A 17,335-nucleotide genomic window follows, 5' to 3' on the forward strand; every position below is an offset into this window, starting at 1 on the left:
GTCGTGGTGATCGGGTCGGGGGTGATCGGCGCGTCGGTCGCCTTGGAACTCGCCCGCCGTGGCTGGCAGGTGACGGTGGTCGACAAGGCCGGGGGCGCCGGCCACGGCTCCACGAGTGCGTCCAGCGCGGTGGTGCGGTTCAACTTCTCCACCGCCGCGGGCGTCGCCACCGCCTGGGAGGCGCACTTCGGCTGGAGGTCGTGGGCGGAGCACCTTGGCCGCGACGTCGGGCCGTTGGCTCGGTACGTAAGGTGCGGGATGGCGATGCTGGACGTGGACGTGGCTCCTCGGTCGGTGTACCTGCCGTTGTTCCGGAACGCGGGTATCCCGTTCGAGGAGTGGACGAGTGCGGACCTGTCGGAGCGGATCCTGGGTATCGACGTCGGCAGGTACTGGCCACCGAAACGTATCGACGACGACGAGTTCTGGGCAGAGACCGAAACCACGCTGGGTGCCGTGTACACACCTGATGCGGGGTTCGTGAACGATCCGCAACTGGCGGCGCAGAATCTGGCCGCCGCCGCGCGGGCACACGGTGCCGAGTTCCGGTTCCATACGTCGGTGCGCGGGATCGAGCGGGCTCATGGTCGGGTCACCGCGGTGACACTCGCGGACGGGAGCAGGATCCCCTGCGGCGTGGTGGTCAACGCCGCAGGCCCATGGTCGACCCGCATCAACGAGCTGGCCTCGGTCGGATCCGACTTCACCGTGGGATGCCGGCCGTTACGGCAGGAGGTCGCGCACGTCGCGGCCCCCGCGGGTTTCGGCGCCGACAACCGCGCCGGGATCTGCGTCGCGGACATGGACCTGGGTATCTACCTGCGCGGTGAGGCCGGCGGGGGACTGCTGGTGGGTGGTACGGAACCGGAATGCGACCCGCTGCAGTGGGTGGACGACCCGGATGCCGTCACCGCGCATCCGACGACGGCGGTGTTCGAGGCCCAGGTGACGAGGGCTGCGCGACGGCTACCGGCGTTGGAGATACCGAATCGGGCTCGCGGGGTCGTGGGAGTCTACGACGTCGCCGACGACTGGACGCCGATTTACGACCGTACGGAGCTGGACGGGTTCTACGTCGCCATGGGGACGAGCGGCAACCAGTTCAAGAACGCGCCGGTCGTCGGCAAGTTCCTCGCCGCGATCATCGAACAGACCGAGAACGGCGTAGATCACGACGAACGGCCGGTACGATTCGTCGGCGAGCACACCGGCCTGGCTATAGACCTTTCGGCGTTCTCCCGCAAGCGTCCCCGCGGCACCGAGAACTCGGGCACAGTCCTGGGCTGATGCGCCTTCTTGACATCTCGTCCACTGATGTCATCCGCCTGGGATTCGTCGGCTGAATCCGTACGGTGTCGGTTGTGGCGCGTGCAGGACCGTCCGCAGTGGAGATCCATGAGGAGCCATAGCCGGTGCAGGACCTTGCCCGGCGACAAGGTCAGAAGCGTCCACGGGCAGCAGTCGCACTGCGGCGAACGTGTTCGTGACGGTGAGATAAGCCAGGCGAAGAGGCACGGTCGATCATTCTGCCGCTTGTTTTACACATGCGCTCCTAGTGTCTGGATGGAGAGGATTCAGTCGATCCACCGCGGCTCGACAGCGCTCATAGAGCCTGTACGGAGTTGGGATCAGCGGGATTGCCTGCGGTCTGCTCTGTGACCCTGGTAGGTCTTCGCCATGGCGCGTGGAGACCTCACCGACGAGGAATGGTCCTTGATCGAGCCTCACTTGCCGCTGGGTGAGCGAGGTCCGATCCCGGACCTGCGGCAGCAGTTCAACGCGGTGATGTGGCGGTTTCGGACCGGCAGCCGATGACGTCCCGCAGAGTGGTGTAGCTCCACATCCGCTCAGCGATGTTCGACCACGTAGGAAACGCACAACGAGATCGTTGATCCACCACTGGATGGGACACACCCCGGCAGCCCGTGGCGGGATCTACCCGCCGCCGAATACGGGCCCTGGTCCACCGTCTACGATCGGTTCCGCTCGTGGGCGGTGAGCGGGGGTGTTTGAGCAGTTGATGCAGGCGATGATCGCTGAGGCCGCAGCTCGCGGGCAGGCCGACCTCGACCTGGTCAGCGTGGACTCCACCACGGCCCCCGTGCCCACCATCACGCTGCTGGGATGGCCCTGGACGGCGAGCTGGCCGCAGCGCTGCACGAGGCGGCCGAGCAGGGAAAGGGGCTGCGTCAAAGGGGCAAAATGCCGGTGACGATGGCCCCAACGACGGAGAGGGGGTCGGACGCCGACGCCTGCGACGGCGGCACAGGTTCCGGCTGAAGGCGGCCAAGCTGGGTCGCTCGCGGGGCGGGCTGACCAGCAAGGTGCATCTGTCGGCCGACCGGCGATGCCGTCCGCTGTCTTTCGTTCTCACTCCTGGTCAGGCTGGAGACAGCCCGCAGTTTCGTGCGGTGCTGGAGCGCATCAGGATCCGCCTGCCCATCGGCCGTCCGCGCACCAGGCCGGGCGCGGTGGCCGCCGATAAGGCGTACTCCTCCCGAAGCAACCGCGCCTACCTGCGCCGGCGCGGAGTCAAGGCGGTCATCCCGGAGAAGGCCGACCAGGCGGCCAACCGCAAGAAGCGTGGCTCTCGCGGCGGCCGGCCAGTCCGCCATGATCCAGATCTCTACAAAGCGATGCGTCAATCGGGTCAAGGAGTGGCGGGGACTGGCCTTTCGCTTCGACAAGACCCCCGACAGCTATCTGGCCGGTCTGTATCTACGCGGGGCCATCTTGTGGCTCCGCAGCCTATGACCGACCTGAAGATCCGAACTCCGTACAGGCTCTAGAGGTAAGCCAGAGGCGGGGGCTTTGACCGACTAAACCGGACAGACCGGACAGAACCGGCGTAGAGATCACTCCGCAGGCTCCCAGTGTTCCGGCTCGGCGACGCGCGACCCGATGCCCGGCTCAGTGCGAATGAGCCCGTCGGCTCGAAGCTGACGGATGACCTTCTGCGCTGTGGCGTTCGCGATCCCGAACTCGGTCCCGAGATCCACGAGCGACGGAACGCGCGCACCGACCTTGATCTCTCCCGAGCGAATGCGCTGAGAGATCACTCCGTATACCTGACGCCATCTCGGCGGGTCCGTCTCGATCTTTGCCACGCTGCCACGCTAGGGAAGCCTGCCGAATCAGGCGAGAGCGGCGCACGTGGTTGACGTAGCGGACATAGCGCGCCTGGCGTACCTTTGCCCTATGGACAGGCCACAGACCCCCACAGCGGCGGCCCCCGAGATTTCCGATTTCGACGTGTGGCGAGACGGCGAGATCTTGCGGGGGAAGCACCGTGTCAGCAGCCGGACGATCGAAGCCGACACGGTGCGTCGGCTCGAACTACTGGCGAGCGCCGTCCGCATCGGTACCGACATCGCGCGAGTGATCCCATGATCCCCGACGGTGTTATCACGATCGTGATCAGCGTGTGCGGATCGTGCGCGGCGATGTTCTCTTGCTCGTTCCCTTGCCTCCGCTGTGGATCGGGTGCGAGCGCACAGGAACGGGCCGGTTCGAGATGACGGCGGATTCGTCGCCGCCCCCGATCGAGTGGCGACCGAACTTCCTTCAAGGCATGCGCTCTCGCATGAGGGAGTTCATCGTTCGCGGCGACGTCGAGTACGAGCTGTGCGCCGAAGGCGGGAACTACGTCATTAAGCGAACTAAGCGGAGAGGCGATCGAGTCGTCAGTGTGAGAGAAACGGCTTGTGGCCGTCAGCGCGACACCGAAGCCGTGTGGCTCAGGATCGTTCACGACTCGCCGTAGCCGTCGGCCGTCCGGCCGGACCGAGCCCCGTACGCCACAGCGGCGACGGGGCTCCGTCGTGTCCGGGCTCGGGAACCCGCCGACGGGGCTGAACCTGCCCGTACCGGCCGACGGCGAGCGCTGTGGAGCACGAGAGCACTCCTCGATCGTCCAGCGGGCTCCGGCCACCCGGATCAAGCGTGTAACGGGACTGGCCGCGGGGCGTGACACAGGTAGAAGGCCAAATCGGAGAGGACGCTGAGCGAACGGCGAACCAACAGGCGATGCATCGGGCTGTCGGTGGCGATCAGGGCCCAGTCGTAGCGTCGTTCGCCTTTGGCGCCTTGGCCGCATGACAAGCGCTGCCATCCGGTCTTGGGAACCTTGCCGGCCATGACGTCGGCGGGACCTTGCCCACACCAGTGGTGATCTGATGTGCGCGCGAAACTGCCAGGACGTAGCCGATCTGGTGGCTCTCCAGGAAGCAGCGTAATGGCCCGTTGTCGCCGTATGCCGCATCGGCGGTCACCCATTCGAAGGGCACGCCAGCGGTGAGTGCCCGTTCGATCATGGCCTGCAGGAGCTGGGGCTTGGTGGCGAAGCCAACCTGCTCGGGGATCTGCGCGGCCGTGCAGCGCTCCGGCGACGCGATCCACGAGTCCCTGGGCAGGTAGAGCTCCCGGTCCAGCACGGCCCGGCCACGGCTGGAGGCGTAGCCGAGGAACACTCCGATCTGGCAGTTGGTGATCTTCCCGGTGGTGCCGGTGTATTGCCGTTGCACTCCGGCTGAGCACCTGCCCTGCTTGGCGAAGCCAGTGTCATCACCGACCAGCGCAGGAGACGCGCGGTCGCCGGAGAAGGACCGGCGGCGACCCATGGAGTGGACGCCCGCCCGGACCGGCTGTTCGACGACCCCTACGCGCGGCACTTCCTCCAGGCCGTCGACCCGTCAGACCGTCTTGGCGGCGGCCGTCATCGAGGTCGGCCTGGCGCACCCAGGTACGGATCGACTGCGCGGACGGCTGGAACTCCTTGGCCAGCTCCTCCGGCTTCCGTCCCGCGCACCAGCTCCACCATCTGCCGGCGAAACTCCGGCGGATAGTTGTTCGGCACAGCAGACTCCTTCTTCCGGGACCAGGGTTCCCCAGAGATCAGGCGTCCACCAAACCGGGCCAACTCCAGCAAACCTGCGGGGGGCTGGCTGGGGCGGCGCACGCCGTAGCGGTTGTGCGCCTCGCTGCGCAGGTCGGCGAAGATGCCGTCCGCGGGGTCGTGAGGCGGCCCGTACCGGACCCGAAGCCGGAGAACTGGTGCGGGACGCCTACCTCGAGAACCGCGAAGGACCGGTGGCACTCCGCCACCTCCTCCACCCGCCGGATCACCACCTCTTGCTGAGTGATGGCCGAGCAAGTCGCCGTACGCACCCGGTTCCTCGACCGCGCGCTACTGGCCGCGGCCGCGCGAGAATGCGATCAGGTGGTCCTCCTGGCGTCCGGCATGGACGCCCGCGCGCACCGGCTCACCTGGCCACCCGGCACCACGGTCTTCGAGCTGGACTTCGCCGACGTACTCGCCTTCAAGGCGGCCGTGCTCGACGGCCGCGGCGCGACCCCCGCGTGCCATCGCGTCGAGGTCGCCACCGACCTGCGCCAGGACTGGCCGCGCGCGCTGACGGAGTCAGGCTTCAGCCCGCGGCGGCCGGCGGCCTGGCTGGCGGAGGGCATCCTGTACGCGCTGCCGCCCGAAGCCGCCGACCTGCTCCTCGACCGGATCACCGCCGTCTCCGCACCGGGAAGCGTGCTCGCCCTGGACCACGCGGAGGACTCCGAGCTGCTCCGCGCCGCCCGCGCCGACATCTCCGCCGAACTCGTCGGACTATGGCGAGGCGGGCCCCGCCGAGAACCTGGACACCTGGCTCTCCAACCTCGGCTGGCAGCCCTCCGTGACGGACATCGCCGAGGCCGCGGCCGCCTGCGAACGCCCGATCCCACCCGCGTTCGACCCCGCCCGCGCCGACAGCGGGCGCGGCTGGCTGGCGACGGCACGCCTCCCATGACCTCGCTGACAGACGGCGTGCCTGCCATCGAGATCGCGGCCCGGACCGGGGCCGTTCCGATGACTACCTTCCCCGGGCAACCATGGCCAGGAGGTCGAACGTGAGGCCGGCGGCGGCCAGCGCGGTGATCTGAGCGTGGTCGTAGGCGGGTGAGACCTCGACGACATCCGCACCGACGATGTCGAGGTCCGCGAGGGAGTACAGCAGCAGCTGAAGCTCCCGGGTGCTCAGCCCGCCGGGCTCAGGGGTGCCGGTCGCGGGCGCATGGGCGGGATCGAGCACGTCGATGTCGATGCTGATGTAGACCGGCCGATCAGCCACTCTCTCCCGGAGCCGGTCGGCGACGTGCTCGATGCCGCGCCGCGCGACGTCGAGTGTGGAGATCGTCGCGAATCCCAGCTCCCTGTCGTCCTCCAGATCCTTGGCGGCCGGGGTTGTGTGGCGGATGCCCACATGGGCGCAGTGGTTCACCGCCAGCAGTCGCTCCTCGGTGGCCCGGCGGAACGGAGTGCCGTGAGTGAGCCGCGCACCGAACATGTTGTCCCAGGTGTCGAGATGGGCGTCGAAGTGGATGAGTGCCACGGGGCCGTGGTGCCGATGGGCGGCTCGCAGCATCGGGAGGGCGACGGTGTGGTCGCCGCCCAGAGTGATGATCCGGTCAGCACTTCGATAGAGCCGCTGAGCGGCCGACTCGATCTGACTCACCGCCTCGGCGATGTCGAAGGGAGTCACGCCGACGTCACCGGCGTCGGCGATCTGCAACCTCGACCACGGCTCGATCTCGAGCCCGAGGTGGTAGGGCCTCAGGAGTTTGGAGCCGGCGCGAATGGCCTCCGGGCCGAATCGTGCGCCTGGCCGGTAGGTGGTACCGGCATCGAACGGCACGCCGAAGATCGCGACGTCGGCCCGGGCGACCTCGTCGAGCCGCGGCAGGCGGGCGAACGTGGAGGGCCCCGCGAAACGCGGGAGCTGCCTGATGGAATCGGGCGGTCCGACGATCCCTGTGTCGCCGGACTCCGCGAGCTCGTCCTTCTCAACGCTCGACAACGCGATTCTCCTCCCAAGGTGACCGACCCCCGTCTTCTGGGCCTCACAGTAGTCAGAGCTCTCTCCCGGGCATTCGGTCGATCGCACGAGGGATTCGCGCCGCTTCCGGCCTTCGGCACAATGCGCCGATACCTGGTGAGGACAATGATGCGAAGGTCGGCATAACACCCACGAGTGAGGATTCCGCTTGCCTGAGAATGCATCGGATGCGTATGCGTCCTCGACTCCAGACCTGCTCGGCGCCTTGGACGGAGAGCGCCGGCGATTGGGCATCCCGGGTGCCGTCGTCCACGTGAGCGGTCCGTCGTACGGCAGTTGGACCCGTGCGCTCGGCGTCTGCGATCTGGCCACCGGGGTGCGGCTCACCGCCGGCAGCCACATGAGGATCGGGAGCCTCACGAAGACCATCGTGGCGCTGATCGTCCTACGCCTGGCGGAAGCCGGAGACCTCTCCTTGGACGATGAGATACAGGTCCATCTGGCAGAGCCGCAGATCCCGCGAGGAGTCACCGTTCGCCGTCTCCTCGACATGACCTCGGGCCTGCCCGACTACACCTCGGAGGAGTTCGTCGCCGGTCTGCTCCTCGAGCCCGACCGGCTCTGGACTCCCTCCGAGCTGCTCAAAGTCGCCCTGCGGAACCCGCAGCAGTTCGAGCCCGGCACCTCCTGGGCGTACTGCAACGCCGGCTACATCATGCTGGGAATGCTCATCGAGCACGTAACCGGCGCACGAGTCGAGGACGTCGCGCGCCGGCTGGTCTTCGACCCCCTCGGCATGAGGGAGACCGAGCTCCCGCCGCTGACGCACGACGCCGCCGCCCTGCCGGATCCTCGGCTGCGTGGGTACCACCGCCGGGACGGCGAACTCGTCGACGCGACGCGCATCAACCCGTCCTGGGCGTGGACCGCCGGTAACGCGGTGTCCACCGTGGGCGACTTGAGACTGCTCATCGAGGCATCGGTGCGCGGCGACCTCCTCCAGGAGCAGACCCGGCGTGAACGCATGCGCACCCACCCGGTGCCCGACAGCACCATCACCTACGGCCTCGGCATCGCGAACTTCGACGGCATGTGGGGCCACAACGGCGAACTGCCCGGATTCCAATCGTTCGCCGGCCACGATCCGGCGACCGCGACGACCGTCGTCGTCCTCACCAACCTCGACGACCACTCCGCGGACCTGCTCGCCGCGTTCCTGCGCACCCGGCTCGCGAACGCTGCTGGCTCATGAGGAAAAAGCCGACACCCGAGGATTCCACCGGGCCGGAGGCGTCCGGGAACCTGTCGCTCCTCCTCGAGGATCTGAGCAGACTCGTTCGTACCGAGTCGCCGTCGACGGACCTGGACGCGGTCGGCCGCTCCGCGCGGGTGGTCGCGGACTTGGTTCATGAGCGCTTGGGGCGTCGGCCAGAGATCCTGTGCGTCGACGGAGTCGACCATGTCCTGCTGCGCGGGGCCGATCCAATGGTCATGCTCCTCGGGCACCACGACACCGTCTGGCCGCTCGGCACGTTGGACGAGCTGCCCTACACCGAAACTGCCGGCGTCGTCAGTGGCCCGGGCTGCTTCGACATGAAACTCGGCCTCGTCCAGGCGATCCACGCTCTCGCGTGGCTGCGGCGATGCCGCGGCACCGGCGTCCTCGACCAGGTGACCCTTCTCATCACGGGCGATGAGGAGCTGGGGTCCACGACATCACGGGCACTGATCGAGCAGGAAGCAGGCCGCTGCCGGGCAGCCCTCGTGCTGGAGGCGGCCGGCCCGGGCGGCGCACTGAAGACGGGGCGCAAAGGCGTGTCCCTCTACCGGATCGAAGTGCTCGGTCGTGCCGCGCACAGCGGTCTCGATCCGGAGAAGGGCGTGAACGCGACCATCGCGATCGCCGAGGTGGTGCTGGCGATCGCCCAGCTCGCTGACCCGGCGGCCGGTACGACCGTCACCCCGACGGTGATGAGCGCGGGCACGACGCCCAACACCGTGCCCGCGACGGCCTCTGTGGCTGTCGACGTCCGGGCCGGCACCGCCGAGGAGCAGCACCGCGTGGACCGGGCGATCCGCGAGGTCACGCCGGTTCTCGTCCCGGCGGAGATCCGGGTGCGGGGCGGAATCAACCGGCCGCCCATGGAACGGAGCGCGGCGGCGGCGCTGTTCAGCCAGGCACAACGAATCGCACGCCGCCTCGGCCATCCTCCGCTGGAGGAGATGACGGTCGGCGGCGCATCGGACGGGAACTTCACCGCGGGTATGGGAGTGCCCACCCTGGACGGGCTCGGTGCCGTCGGCGGCGGCGCCCACGCCCGCGACGAGCACGCGGAGATCGCGTGGATCCTCCCGCGTACGCGACTGCTCACCACCCTCATCGAAGAACTCACAGGTAGGAGCGCCGGGCCTCAACGGCGGGCGGAGATCACCTGACGCGCGCGCTCGCTGCTCGCCGCGAGTTCGTACAGGACTGTGATGAATCCGAGGAGATCCGCCGACGCCGTGAGGACTGTCGACACCGTCCGGTCGGCCGTCCGGGAGCAGCCGGGGATGCAGGCGGCGAGCTCGGCGGCCACCGGCGAGGGCAGGTCGACCTCGACCTCGAACGACGGGGGCGGCGGCGGACAGCTCAGTGCCGACGCGCGGGCCACGGCATCGGCGGCCCCTTCCCGCACCAGGTCCCTCGCCACGCTCGGCGCGACGGAGTCCGTGGCCGAGAATCCGTGTGTCTTCTTCACGGTCACGATCGTGGCCTCAGGGAAGATCTCGGTCGCGATCGCGCCGATGACGTCATCCCCGGTGACCAGGCCCACCGGGACACCGAGGGATGCCGCGTACAGGGCATTGACCTCGGCCTCTGAGACCGGTGATCCGTTGACTCTGACTTCACCGAAGTAGGCGGAGAAGGTGTGCGCCAAGAGCCCGGGCGTGCCGGCCGGCGCGTGGTAGCCCACGAAGAGCGCCACGGCGCAGTCCTCGGTCAGGCCCTCGGCCATGCACTGGGCCTTGGGCTGCCCGAAGACCAGCCGTGCCCTCGGGTCGAGGCGCTCGTGGATCAGGTTGTCCATCGTTCCGTGGGAGTCGTTCACGAGCACGCTCGTCGCTCCGCCGTCGAAGGCGCCCGCGATCGCGGCATTGGCCTCCTCGGTCATGAGCTCCTGGGCCCGGGGGTAGCCGTACCCGCCGCGCACGATCTGGTCGAGGGTCGCGATGCCGGCGACGCCCTCCATGTCGACGGAGATGTACGCCTTCATCGCTGAGCTTCTCCTTCATCGGTGCCACGCGTCACTCCCATTGTTGTCGAGGCTTTCGCGTCAACACTGGGTCGATCGACCGAATCAAATCGGACATAGATGTACGATCACACAATGCATGGAGCAGACCTGGGGCGGGTGGTCGAGCGGCTCGGCTCGACGCTGCTGACCATCAAGGCGGGGCCACGTCAGCCGGCTCGTGCCGTGACGACCGTCATCATTCACGATCCTCTGGACCAACCCGACGTCCCGCCGGACGCAGTGGTGCTGGGCGTCGGCGTGGCGGCTGACGACAGCTTGGTCACCCTGGTCAGAGCGCTGGGCGAAGCCGGGGCCACGGCCCTCGTGGTCCGGGAGCCGCTGGCCGTCGACGAGGAGGTCGCCCGCGAGGCGGAGCGCGGCAAGGTGTCCGTCTTCGGCCTGGTGCAGGGCGCATCGTGGATCCAGGTGGCGACGTTGCTGAGCGGCGCTCTGCATCTCGGTGCCGATGGGGCGCCCGCTGTCGGCGGCGATGCGGACCGAGACCTGTTCGCCCTGGCGAACTCGCTGTCGGCTCTCCTCGACGCCCCGGTCACGATCGAGGATCTGTCGTCGCGGGTGGTCGCCTTCTCGGCTGACCAGGCCGGCGCCGACGAGCCGCGCCGCCTGACGATCCTCGGCCTCCAGGTGCCGCAGATCTACAGCGAATACCAGAGAGAACAGGGCATGTTCCGCCGCGTGTACGCCTCGGAGCGACCGGTGTTCATGCAGAACCCCGCCCCCGGCACCCGTCCTCGGGCGGCGATGAGGGTCCAGGCGGGCAATGAGCTTCTCGGCTCCATCTGGGCCGCCGTGGCAGGGCCGCTCACCCCCGAGCGGGAGGCCGCCATGATCGAGGCTGCACGGGTGATCGCGCTCGAGATGCTGCGTGCCCGCGTCAGCGCCGATGCCTCCCAACGACTCGGAGTGGCCCTGCTGTCCATGCTCCTTGAGGGAGGGACCGGCGCGCGCGAAGCCGCGCAGCAGCTGGCCTTCGGTTCGTCGCCGGCATGCGTCCTGGTCCTGGGGCCGCTGCAGTCCGACGACGAGGTCCGCACGGCGGCCGACATCCAGCGAACGGCCTCCGCATTTCGGACGCACCTCAGGCCCACCTATCCGCGGGCCATCGTCGCCCAACTCGGTGGCGCGGTCTACGCCGTCGTCCCCGTGCGTGCCGCGGCCGCCCCGGCGCTGGCCGCCATGAAGGACCTGGCCGCCGAGTTCATCGCCCGTCTGGACACCACCACCGGGTTCTGCGCCGGACTCGGCGGCATCGTCGAGGACGTCAGCGAACTCGGCTCATCCCGGCGCGATGCCGATGCCGCGATGCGGGTGCTGAGCTCCAATCCGCGCGCGGGCAGACGGGTCGCGTCACTGGCGGACGTGGCGATCGAGTTCCTCCTGCTCCGCCTCGGCGACCTGATGGCAGCCGACCGCATCGAACTGACCGGCCCGCTCGCCGACCTGGAGGACTACGACACCGAACACGACACCCAGCTGGTGCCGACACTCCAGAGCTGGCTCGAGCACTTCGGGGACGTCGCCGCCGCGGCACGAGCCGTCCACGTGCACAAGAACACGTTCCGATACCGGCTCGGCCGGATCGAGACGATCGGCGGCGTGGATCTGGCCGACCCCGACGAACGATTCGCTCTGATGCTGCAACTCCGCCTCGGCCGCGGTCGGCGATCGCCGCGGCCACCCGCGTAGCGACCGGGACCGCATCAGCCGGTCCCGGGTTGGTCGATCGTCCAAGGTCCGTGCACGCAGATCAGGCGGACGTACGATGCGCCTCTCCGACCAGGCGGGTGAGTCTTGGTGTTCGACGTCACACCCCGACTCGGACCTTAAGGCGGGCCTGCCATGAATCGACGCGCCGCTGCTTTCGCAGCCCTCCTCATCGCTCTGCCGGCTCTTGCGGCTTGCGGCGGCTCGGGCTCGGGCTCGGGCTCGGACGGGGGCCAGGCGGGCTTCGCGACGGACGGCACGTTCGCGTTCGCGATCGACTCCGACCCAGGCGACCTGAATCCGCTCGTCACCAACCTCGTCAACGCGCAGATCGTCGGAATGTACTCCTACGACACGCTGATCTTCCTCGACCCCGAGACGGCCGAGCCCGCGCCCTTCCTGGCGAAGAGCTGGACAGAAAGCCCGACCAAGGTCACCTACACCCTGAACGACGCCATCACCTGCGCCGACGGCACGCCGTTCACCGCGCAGACCGCCGCTGACAACCTCAACTGGATCGTCGACCCCGCCAACAAGTCGCCGCGCCTGGAATCCGTCGTGCCGGCAGATGCCAAGGCGAGCGCGAAGGGGAACGTTCTCACCGTCACCACCTCCAAGCCGCGGCCCTTCATGCTGTACGACATCGGCGCGCAGCAGCTGGTGTGCGAGCGCGGCCTGAAGGATCCCAAGAGCCTCTCCGCGGGGAGCGACGGCACCGGCCCGTTCGCCATCGATCGCGTCGTGGCCGGAGACTCGATCACGATGACCCGCCGAGAGGGCTACACGTGGGGCCCCAAGAACAGCACCTCGAACACGCCGGGGATGCCGAAGACCGTGACGACCAAGATCGTGCCGAGCCCGTCGACCAGAGCGAACCTGCTGCTGTCCGGTCAGCTCAACGCGGCCGTAGTGAGCGGCAAGGACGAGGAACGCCTCGCCGCTCTCAAGTCGCAGCCGACGCCGGCCATGTCCGGAATGATCGTCTACAACCACCATCAAGGTCTCCCGACCGCTGGGGCCGCCGTACGGCGCGCACTGACCCAGGCGGTCGACCTCGACACCCTCACGAAGATTCTGACCGGCGGCAAGGGCGAACGGGCGAAATCGCTGCTCTCCGAAAACCCGAGCCGGTGCGCCTACGACACCGTCCAGGGCAACCTGCCTTCCCACGACCCGAACGCCGCCGGCCAGGCCCTGCGCGCGGTGGGCAAGCCGGTCGACATCACACTTGTCTACGACAACTCCACGGACACGGGCAGCGCCGCCGCGGAATACGTCGCGAAGCAGTGGGAGAGCGCCGGCGCCGCCGTGAAACTCGACGGTGGTGACGAGAACTACGTCATCAGCCGGACCTTCGCGGCCAAAGACCCGTCGGGCTGGACGGCATCGCTGGGGCTCAACCTCCAGACGGGCACACCGGCCATCTTCCCGCAGTACCTCTCCGGACCTGCCGCCCCTGCGGGGACGAACTTCGCCTCCATCGACAACAAGGACTACAACCGCAGCGTCGCCGCGGCCGCCGGCCGGACCGGTGACGATGCCTGCAAGGCCTGGGCCGAGGCGGAGAAGACCTTGATGACAAGCGCTGACCTCATACCGGTGTCCGTCACGCCGTACAAGATGTACTTCAATGGCGCGACGGCGCTCTACCTGCCCATCGGCGGCTCCGCGATCCGCGTGCTGAAGTGACCACGGAACCGACCGTCACCCTGCTGACGGGAACCGGGGCGGGACCGGATTCCGCGACCGGAACGTTCCGGGGCAGAGGTGGGCGACTGGGGGCCTTCATCGTGCGGCGGCTGGTGCGGCTCGCGTATTCGGTGGTCACCCTGGTGACCGTCGTCTTCCTGATGGTCCGGCTGATCCCAGGAGACCCGGTCCGCAATGCCCTCGGAATCAACGCGACGGCCGCGGTCGTGGAGGCACAACGCGAAAGCCTGGGACTGAACGACCCGCTGTGGACGCAGTACCTGAACTTCTGGAAGGGGCTGCTCACGTGGGATCTCGGAGACTCTTTCTCCCTTCACCTGCCGGTGACCACGATCATCGAGCAGCGCCTGCCGGCGACCCTGGAACTCGCGTTCCTGTCGCTGGCGCTGGTGCTCCTGGTGTCGATCCCGCTCGGCATCGTCGTCGCCGCGCTCACCCGAGGCGGCCGCAGACCCACCGTCGACCTGGCCTACACCTCGGCGAGCGGCCTGTTCGCCGTCATCCCCGAGTTCCTCATGGGAGTCGCTCTGGTGTACTTCTTCGCCGTTCAGAGCCACCTGCTGCCCGTGGCGGGCCGAACCGATCCGAGCTCGTACGTGCTGCCCGTCCTGGCACTGTCGATCGCGGTCGCCGCGGGCGTCTCGAGGATCGTCCGGGTCGAGGCGCTCACCGTGTTCGAGCAGGACTACATCCGGACGGCGCGGGCGAAGCGCATGTCGAGGTGGCGCCTGTACTTCCGCCACGCTCTGCCGAACCTGGTGACCTCCTCGCTCACCGTCGCCGGAATCGTGCTCGGCTCCCTCGTCGCGGGCACGGTGCTGATCGAGACCATCTTTTCGTGGCCCGGACTCGGGCTCACGATCGTGGACGCGGTGCGGAGCAAGGACTTTCCGCTCGCGCAGGGGATCGTCATCGTCTACGGCTTGATCGTCCTCGTTTCCAACCTCTTGATCGACATCGTCCTGGTCTGCCTTGACCCGCGTTCAGCGCTGAAAGACACGTGATGGCGGTGACAAGCATGTCCTCTCCCGACTCCGCGCTGGCGGGGCCGGCCGCCGCGACGGCGGTGGGCGAGCCGATGCCCATGGCGGTCTCGTCTCGCCGCAGGTTCCTGACCGTCCTGCGTTCTCCCCTCGGCATCGGCGCGCTGGCCGCCCTGATGGTGGTCGCGTTCTTCGCGGTGTTCGGACCGGTGCTGTGGGGCGAGGCCGCGCGGCAGGCCGATCTGACCCAACTGTCCGCGAAGCCCAGCGCGGACCACCTCCTCGGCACCGACGCGGGTGGCCGGGACGTTCTCGCGCGGGTGCTGACCGCGACCCGGCTCTCGATCGTCACCGCCGTCCTGTCGGCCGCCCTCGGCGTGTTCGTCGGTGTGGTCATCGGCCTGCTGCCGACGATCGCGCCCCGGCGGCTGGGGCGGTTGGTCAACAGCGCCATCGGCGTGGCACTCGCCTTTCCGGCTCTCCTGCTCGCCATCGTCGTGTCGATCACCCTCGGTGTGGGCGCCACCAGTGTCACACTGGCGATCGGCCTGGCCATGGCGCCGTCCTACGCCCGGCTCACTCAGACCCTCGGTGCGTCGGTGACCGGGCGCGACTTCGTGGCCGCCGCTCGCATCCTCGGCGTCAGCCGAGCGCGGATCCTGGTACGGCACGTCCTGCCCAACGTGCGAGACCCGCTCATCGTCAACGCCAGCATCGGCGCCGGCACCGCGCTGGTCGCGGCGACGGGGCTGTCCTTCCTGGGCCTCGGCGTACAGGCGCCGGACTACGACTGGGGCCGCATGCTCAACGAGAGCATGGGAGCCATCTACGTGAACCCCGCTCCGTCTCTGGGGCTAGGCGCCGCCATCGTGTTCGCCGGCGTGACGTTCGCGCTCGCCGGCGAGGTGCTCGCCCGGGCATTCGGGCTGCACCGGCCCTCCGGCCGCCGCCGGCAGCGGAAGACCACCGGCTCGACGGCGGCATCACCGGTCCCGCAGGTCGCGGCCGACCCCGTGCTCCGCGTACGCGGCCTGCGCGTGGAGGCGCCCCGGGGGGATGGATGGGCGACGCCGGTTCGTGGCGTCAGCTTCGACATCGATCGAGGGGAGATCGTCGGCATCGTCGGTGAGTCGGGCTCGGGGAAGTCACTGACCTGCATGGCGGTCGCGTCACTCCTGGAAGAGCCACTTCACGTGACGGCGTCATCGGTCCAGTTCGACGGCACGGAACTTGTCGTCAGGGGCAAGGTGCCCGGCAGACCGCGTTCCAAGTCGCTGGCCCAACAGCTAGGTACGCGACTGGCGTTCGTCTTCCAAGATCCCTCGACCTCGCTCAACCCCGCCCTTCACGTCGGTACGCAGGTCGCGGAGGTCGGTCTGCTGCACGGCGGCCTCAGCCGGCGCGAGGCACGCCGGCGTGCGGTCGACCGGCTTGCCGCGGTACGGCTCTCCGACCCGGCTCGCCGCGCCCGCCAGTATCCCCACGAGTTCTCGGGTGGCATGCGGCAACGAGCCACGATCGCGATGGGGCTCATGGGCGAACCGGCGCTGGTCATAGCCGACGAGCCGACAACGGCCCTCGACGTCACGGTGCAGCGGGAGGTCTTGGCGCTCTTGCGGAGGGTGAACCGTGAGCATGGGACGGCCGTCATGTTCGTCTCGCACGACATTTCGCTGGTCTCGTCATTCTGCACGCGAGTCCTGGTCATGTACCGAGGAGCCATCGTGGAGAGCCTGAGCACCGAGGATCTCGCGAGCGGACGCGCGGAGCATCCCTACACCCGGGCGCTGGTGGCGGCGGTGCCGCACATGGACGCCGTCCCGGGCACCGAGTTCGCCACGATCACCGAGGATGCCGAGTTTCCCCTCGACGCCGTAAGGGAGGGGTCGGCGTGAGCGACCTCGCCTTCGAGAACGTGGGAGTCAGGTACGGGCACGGACCCGCCGCCCACCAGGCGGTCCGTGGGGTGAGTCTCCACGTGCCGAGCGGCCGGACGGTCGGGCTGGTGGGCGAGTCAGGTTCGGGCAAGTCGACGCTGGCTCGTGCCGTCGTCGGCCTGCACGAGGCTCATACGGGCCGCATCCTGGTCGATGGCACCGATGTCGTCGGTGCCCGGGGGAGTGCCGCGTCCGTTCGCCGCACCGTGCAAATGGTTTTCCAGGACGCCAACTCCTGCCTGAACCCGAGGATGTCCATCGGCGCCTCGATCGAGGAGGCGCTTGCCGTACGTGGACGATCCGCGCGACGCGATCGCGCTCACCGGCGCGGCGAGGTGGCCGCGCTTCTCGAGATGGTCGAGCTCGACCCGGCCCGTGCCGGCGATCTGCCCATGCAGTTGTCGGGGGGTCAACGTCAACGCGTCGCGATCGCGCGGGCGCTTGCCGCCGAGCCCCGGGTGCTGCTCGCTGACGAGATCACTTCGGCGCTGGACGTCTCGGTGCAGGGGACCGTGCTGAATCTGCTGATGCGCGTCCAGCGGGACCTCGATCTGACGGTTCTCTTCATCAGCCACAACCTCGCTGTGGTCAGGCAGTTGTGCGACGACGTCGCGGTCATGAAGGACGGGCAGGTCGTCGAGGTCGGATCGGCGACCGAGGTGATCGACCACCCCGAACATCCCTACACACGTGAGCTGGTCCGTGCCGTCCCCCGGATCGGCACCCCTCTCTTCGGCAAAGGAACCACTCTATGAACTCTCGCCTGTTCAGTCTCGATGACGTCCGTCAGGTCGTCACCGTTCCCGAGACTGCGATCACGGCGGATGGAAGAACGGTGGTCTTCACGCGGCGCCAGGCGGCAGACCACCGCACGGAGA

The 17,335-nt window shown here is 68.5% G+C and carries 15 protein-coding genes and 1 pseudogene; 12 read left to right on the forward strand and 4 right to left on the reverse strand.

Translation table 11 applies throughout. The annotated features are described in order from the left end of the window. The first annotated feature begins 3 nt into the window (after positions 1–3). The 3 genes and pseudogenes from ACIBI9_RS53480 (at position 4) to ACIBI9_RS53490 (ending at position 2,754) form a co-directional block, all read left to right on the forward strand. Positions 4–1,287, forward strand: a complete 1,284-nt coding sequence (locus tag ACIBI9_RS53480) for an NAD(P)/FAD-dependent oxidoreductase (protein WP_397235241.1) — start codon at positions 4–6, stop codon at positions 1,285–1,287. A 390-nt stretch (positions 1,288–1,677) separates the two neighbouring features. Beyond that, entirely contained in the window at positions 1,678–1,815 is a 138-nt protein-coding gene (locus ACIBI9_RS53485; RefSeq protein WP_397235151.1) for a transposase, read from the forward strand. A gap of 69 nt (positions 1,816–1,884) precedes the next feature. Further along, positions 1,885–2,754, forward strand: a pseudogene (locus ACIBI9_RS53490) (IS5 family transposase). A gap of 101 nt (positions 2,755–2,855) precedes the next feature. Here the strand turns inward: ACIBI9_RS53490 and ACIBI9_RS53495 are convergent. Beyond that, entirely contained in the window at positions 2,856–3,107 is a 252-nt protein-coding gene (locus ACIBI9_RS53495; RefSeq protein ID WP_397235152.1) for a GntR family transcriptional regulator, read from the reverse strand. Positions 3,108–3,198: 91 nt separating this feature from the next. Between ACIBI9_RS53495 and ACIBI9_RS53500 the strand changes: the two genes are divergently transcribed. Next, the gene (locus ACIBI9_RS53500) at positions 3,199–3,390 is read left to right on the forward strand and encodes a hypothetical protein (RefSeq protein WP_397235153.1); all 192 of its coding nucleotides are present in this window, start codon (positions 3,199–3,201) and stop codon (positions 3,388–3,390) included. Between the two features lie 659 nt (positions 3,391–4,049). Here the strand turns inward: ACIBI9_RS53500 and ACIBI9_RS53505 are convergent. Beyond that, positions 4,050–4,619, reverse strand: a complete 570-nt coding sequence (locus ACIBI9_RS53505; protein ID WP_397235154.1) for an IS701 family transposase — start codon at positions 4,617–4,619, stop codon at positions 4,050–4,052. A gap of 521 nt (positions 4,620–5,140) precedes the next feature. Between ACIBI9_RS53505 and ACIBI9_RS53510 the strand changes: the two genes are divergently transcribed. Then, on the forward strand, positions 5,141–5,902 hold the full coding sequence (locus ACIBI9_RS53510) for an SAM-dependent methyltransferase (protein WP_397235155.1): 762 nt from the start codon (positions 5,141–5,143) through the stop codon (positions 5,900–5,902). On the opposite strand, the gene speB is transcribed toward ACIBI9_RS53510, so the two are convergent. Then, positions 5,862–6,845, reverse strand: a complete 984-nt coding sequence (gene speB, locus ACIBI9_RS53515; RefSeq protein WP_397235156.1) for an agmatinase — start codon at positions 6,843–6,845, stop codon at positions 5,862–5,864. The two genes, ACIBI9_RS53510 and speB, sit on opposite strands and share 41 nt — an antisense overlap. Positions 6,846–7,110: 265 nt before the next feature. Here speB and ACIBI9_RS53520 point away from each other — a divergent pair, with 265 nt between their 5' ends. Together ACIBI9_RS53520 and ACIBI9_RS53525 are read left to right on the forward strand one after the other, a co-directional pair. After that, a complete protein-coding gene (locus ACIBI9_RS53520; protein WP_397235157.1) occupies positions 7,111–8,076 on the forward strand; it encodes a serine hydrolase domain-containing protein in 966 nt (321 codons plus the stop codon). Then, positions 8,073–9,260 (forward strand): M20 family metallopeptidase, encoded by a 1,188-nt coding sequence (locus tag ACIBI9_RS53525; RefSeq protein WP_397235158.1) that lies wholly within the window; start codon positions 8,073–8,075, stop codon positions 9,258–9,260. Before ACIBI9_RS53520 ends, ACIBI9_RS53525 begins: the two co-directional genes overlap by 4 nt. Here the strand turns inward: ACIBI9_RS53525 and ACIBI9_RS53530 are convergent. Next, positions 9,236–10,081, reverse strand: a complete 846-nt coding sequence (locus tag ACIBI9_RS53530) for a M55 family metallopeptidase (RefSeq protein WP_397235159.1) — start codon at positions 10,079–10,081, stop codon at positions 9,236–9,238. The two genes, ACIBI9_RS53525 and ACIBI9_RS53530, sit on opposite strands and share 25 nt — an antisense overlap. 114 nt (positions 10,082–10,195) lie before the next feature. On the opposite strand from ACIBI9_RS53530, the gene ACIBI9_RS53535 reads away from it, so the two are divergent. From ACIBI9_RS53535 to ACIBI9_RS53555, 5 genes are all read left to right on the forward strand, one after another. Continuing rightward, the gene (locus ACIBI9_RS53535; protein WP_397235160.1) at positions 10,196–11,809 is read left to right on the forward strand and encodes a PucR family transcriptional regulator; all 1,614 of its coding nucleotides are present in this window, start codon (positions 10,196–10,198) and stop codon (positions 11,807–11,809) included. Between the two features lie 153 nt (positions 11,810–11,962). Continuing rightward, positions 11,963–13,516: an ABC transporter substrate-binding protein gene (locus ACIBI9_RS53540; protein ID WP_397235161.1), complete on the forward strand. Its 1,554-nt coding sequence runs from the start codon at positions 11,963–11,965 to the stop codon at positions 13,514–13,516. After that, entirely contained in the window at positions 13,513–14,541 is a 1,029-nt protein-coding gene (locus ACIBI9_RS53545; RefSeq protein WP_319711848.1) for an ABC transporter permease, read from the forward strand. Before ACIBI9_RS53540 ends, ACIBI9_RS53545 begins: the two co-directional genes overlap by 4 nt. A gap of 14 nt (positions 14,542–14,555) precedes the next feature. Then, complete coding sequence (locus ACIBI9_RS53550; RefSeq protein WP_397235162.1) at positions 14,556–16,415, forward strand: dipeptide/oligopeptide/nickel ABC transporter permease/ATP-binding protein; 1,860 nt, start codon at positions 14,556–14,558, stop codon at positions 16,413–16,415. Then, on the forward strand, positions 16,412–17,212 hold the full coding sequence (locus ACIBI9_RS53555; protein ID WP_192791884.1) for an ABC transporter ATP-binding protein: 801 nt from the start codon (positions 16,412–16,414) through the stop codon (positions 17,210–17,212). Before ACIBI9_RS53550 ends, ACIBI9_RS53555 begins: the two co-directional genes overlap by 4 nt. The last annotated feature ends 123 nt before the right edge of the window (positions 17,213–17,335 follow it).

It is taken from the genome of Nonomuraea sp. NPDC050451 (assembly GCF_044458585.1).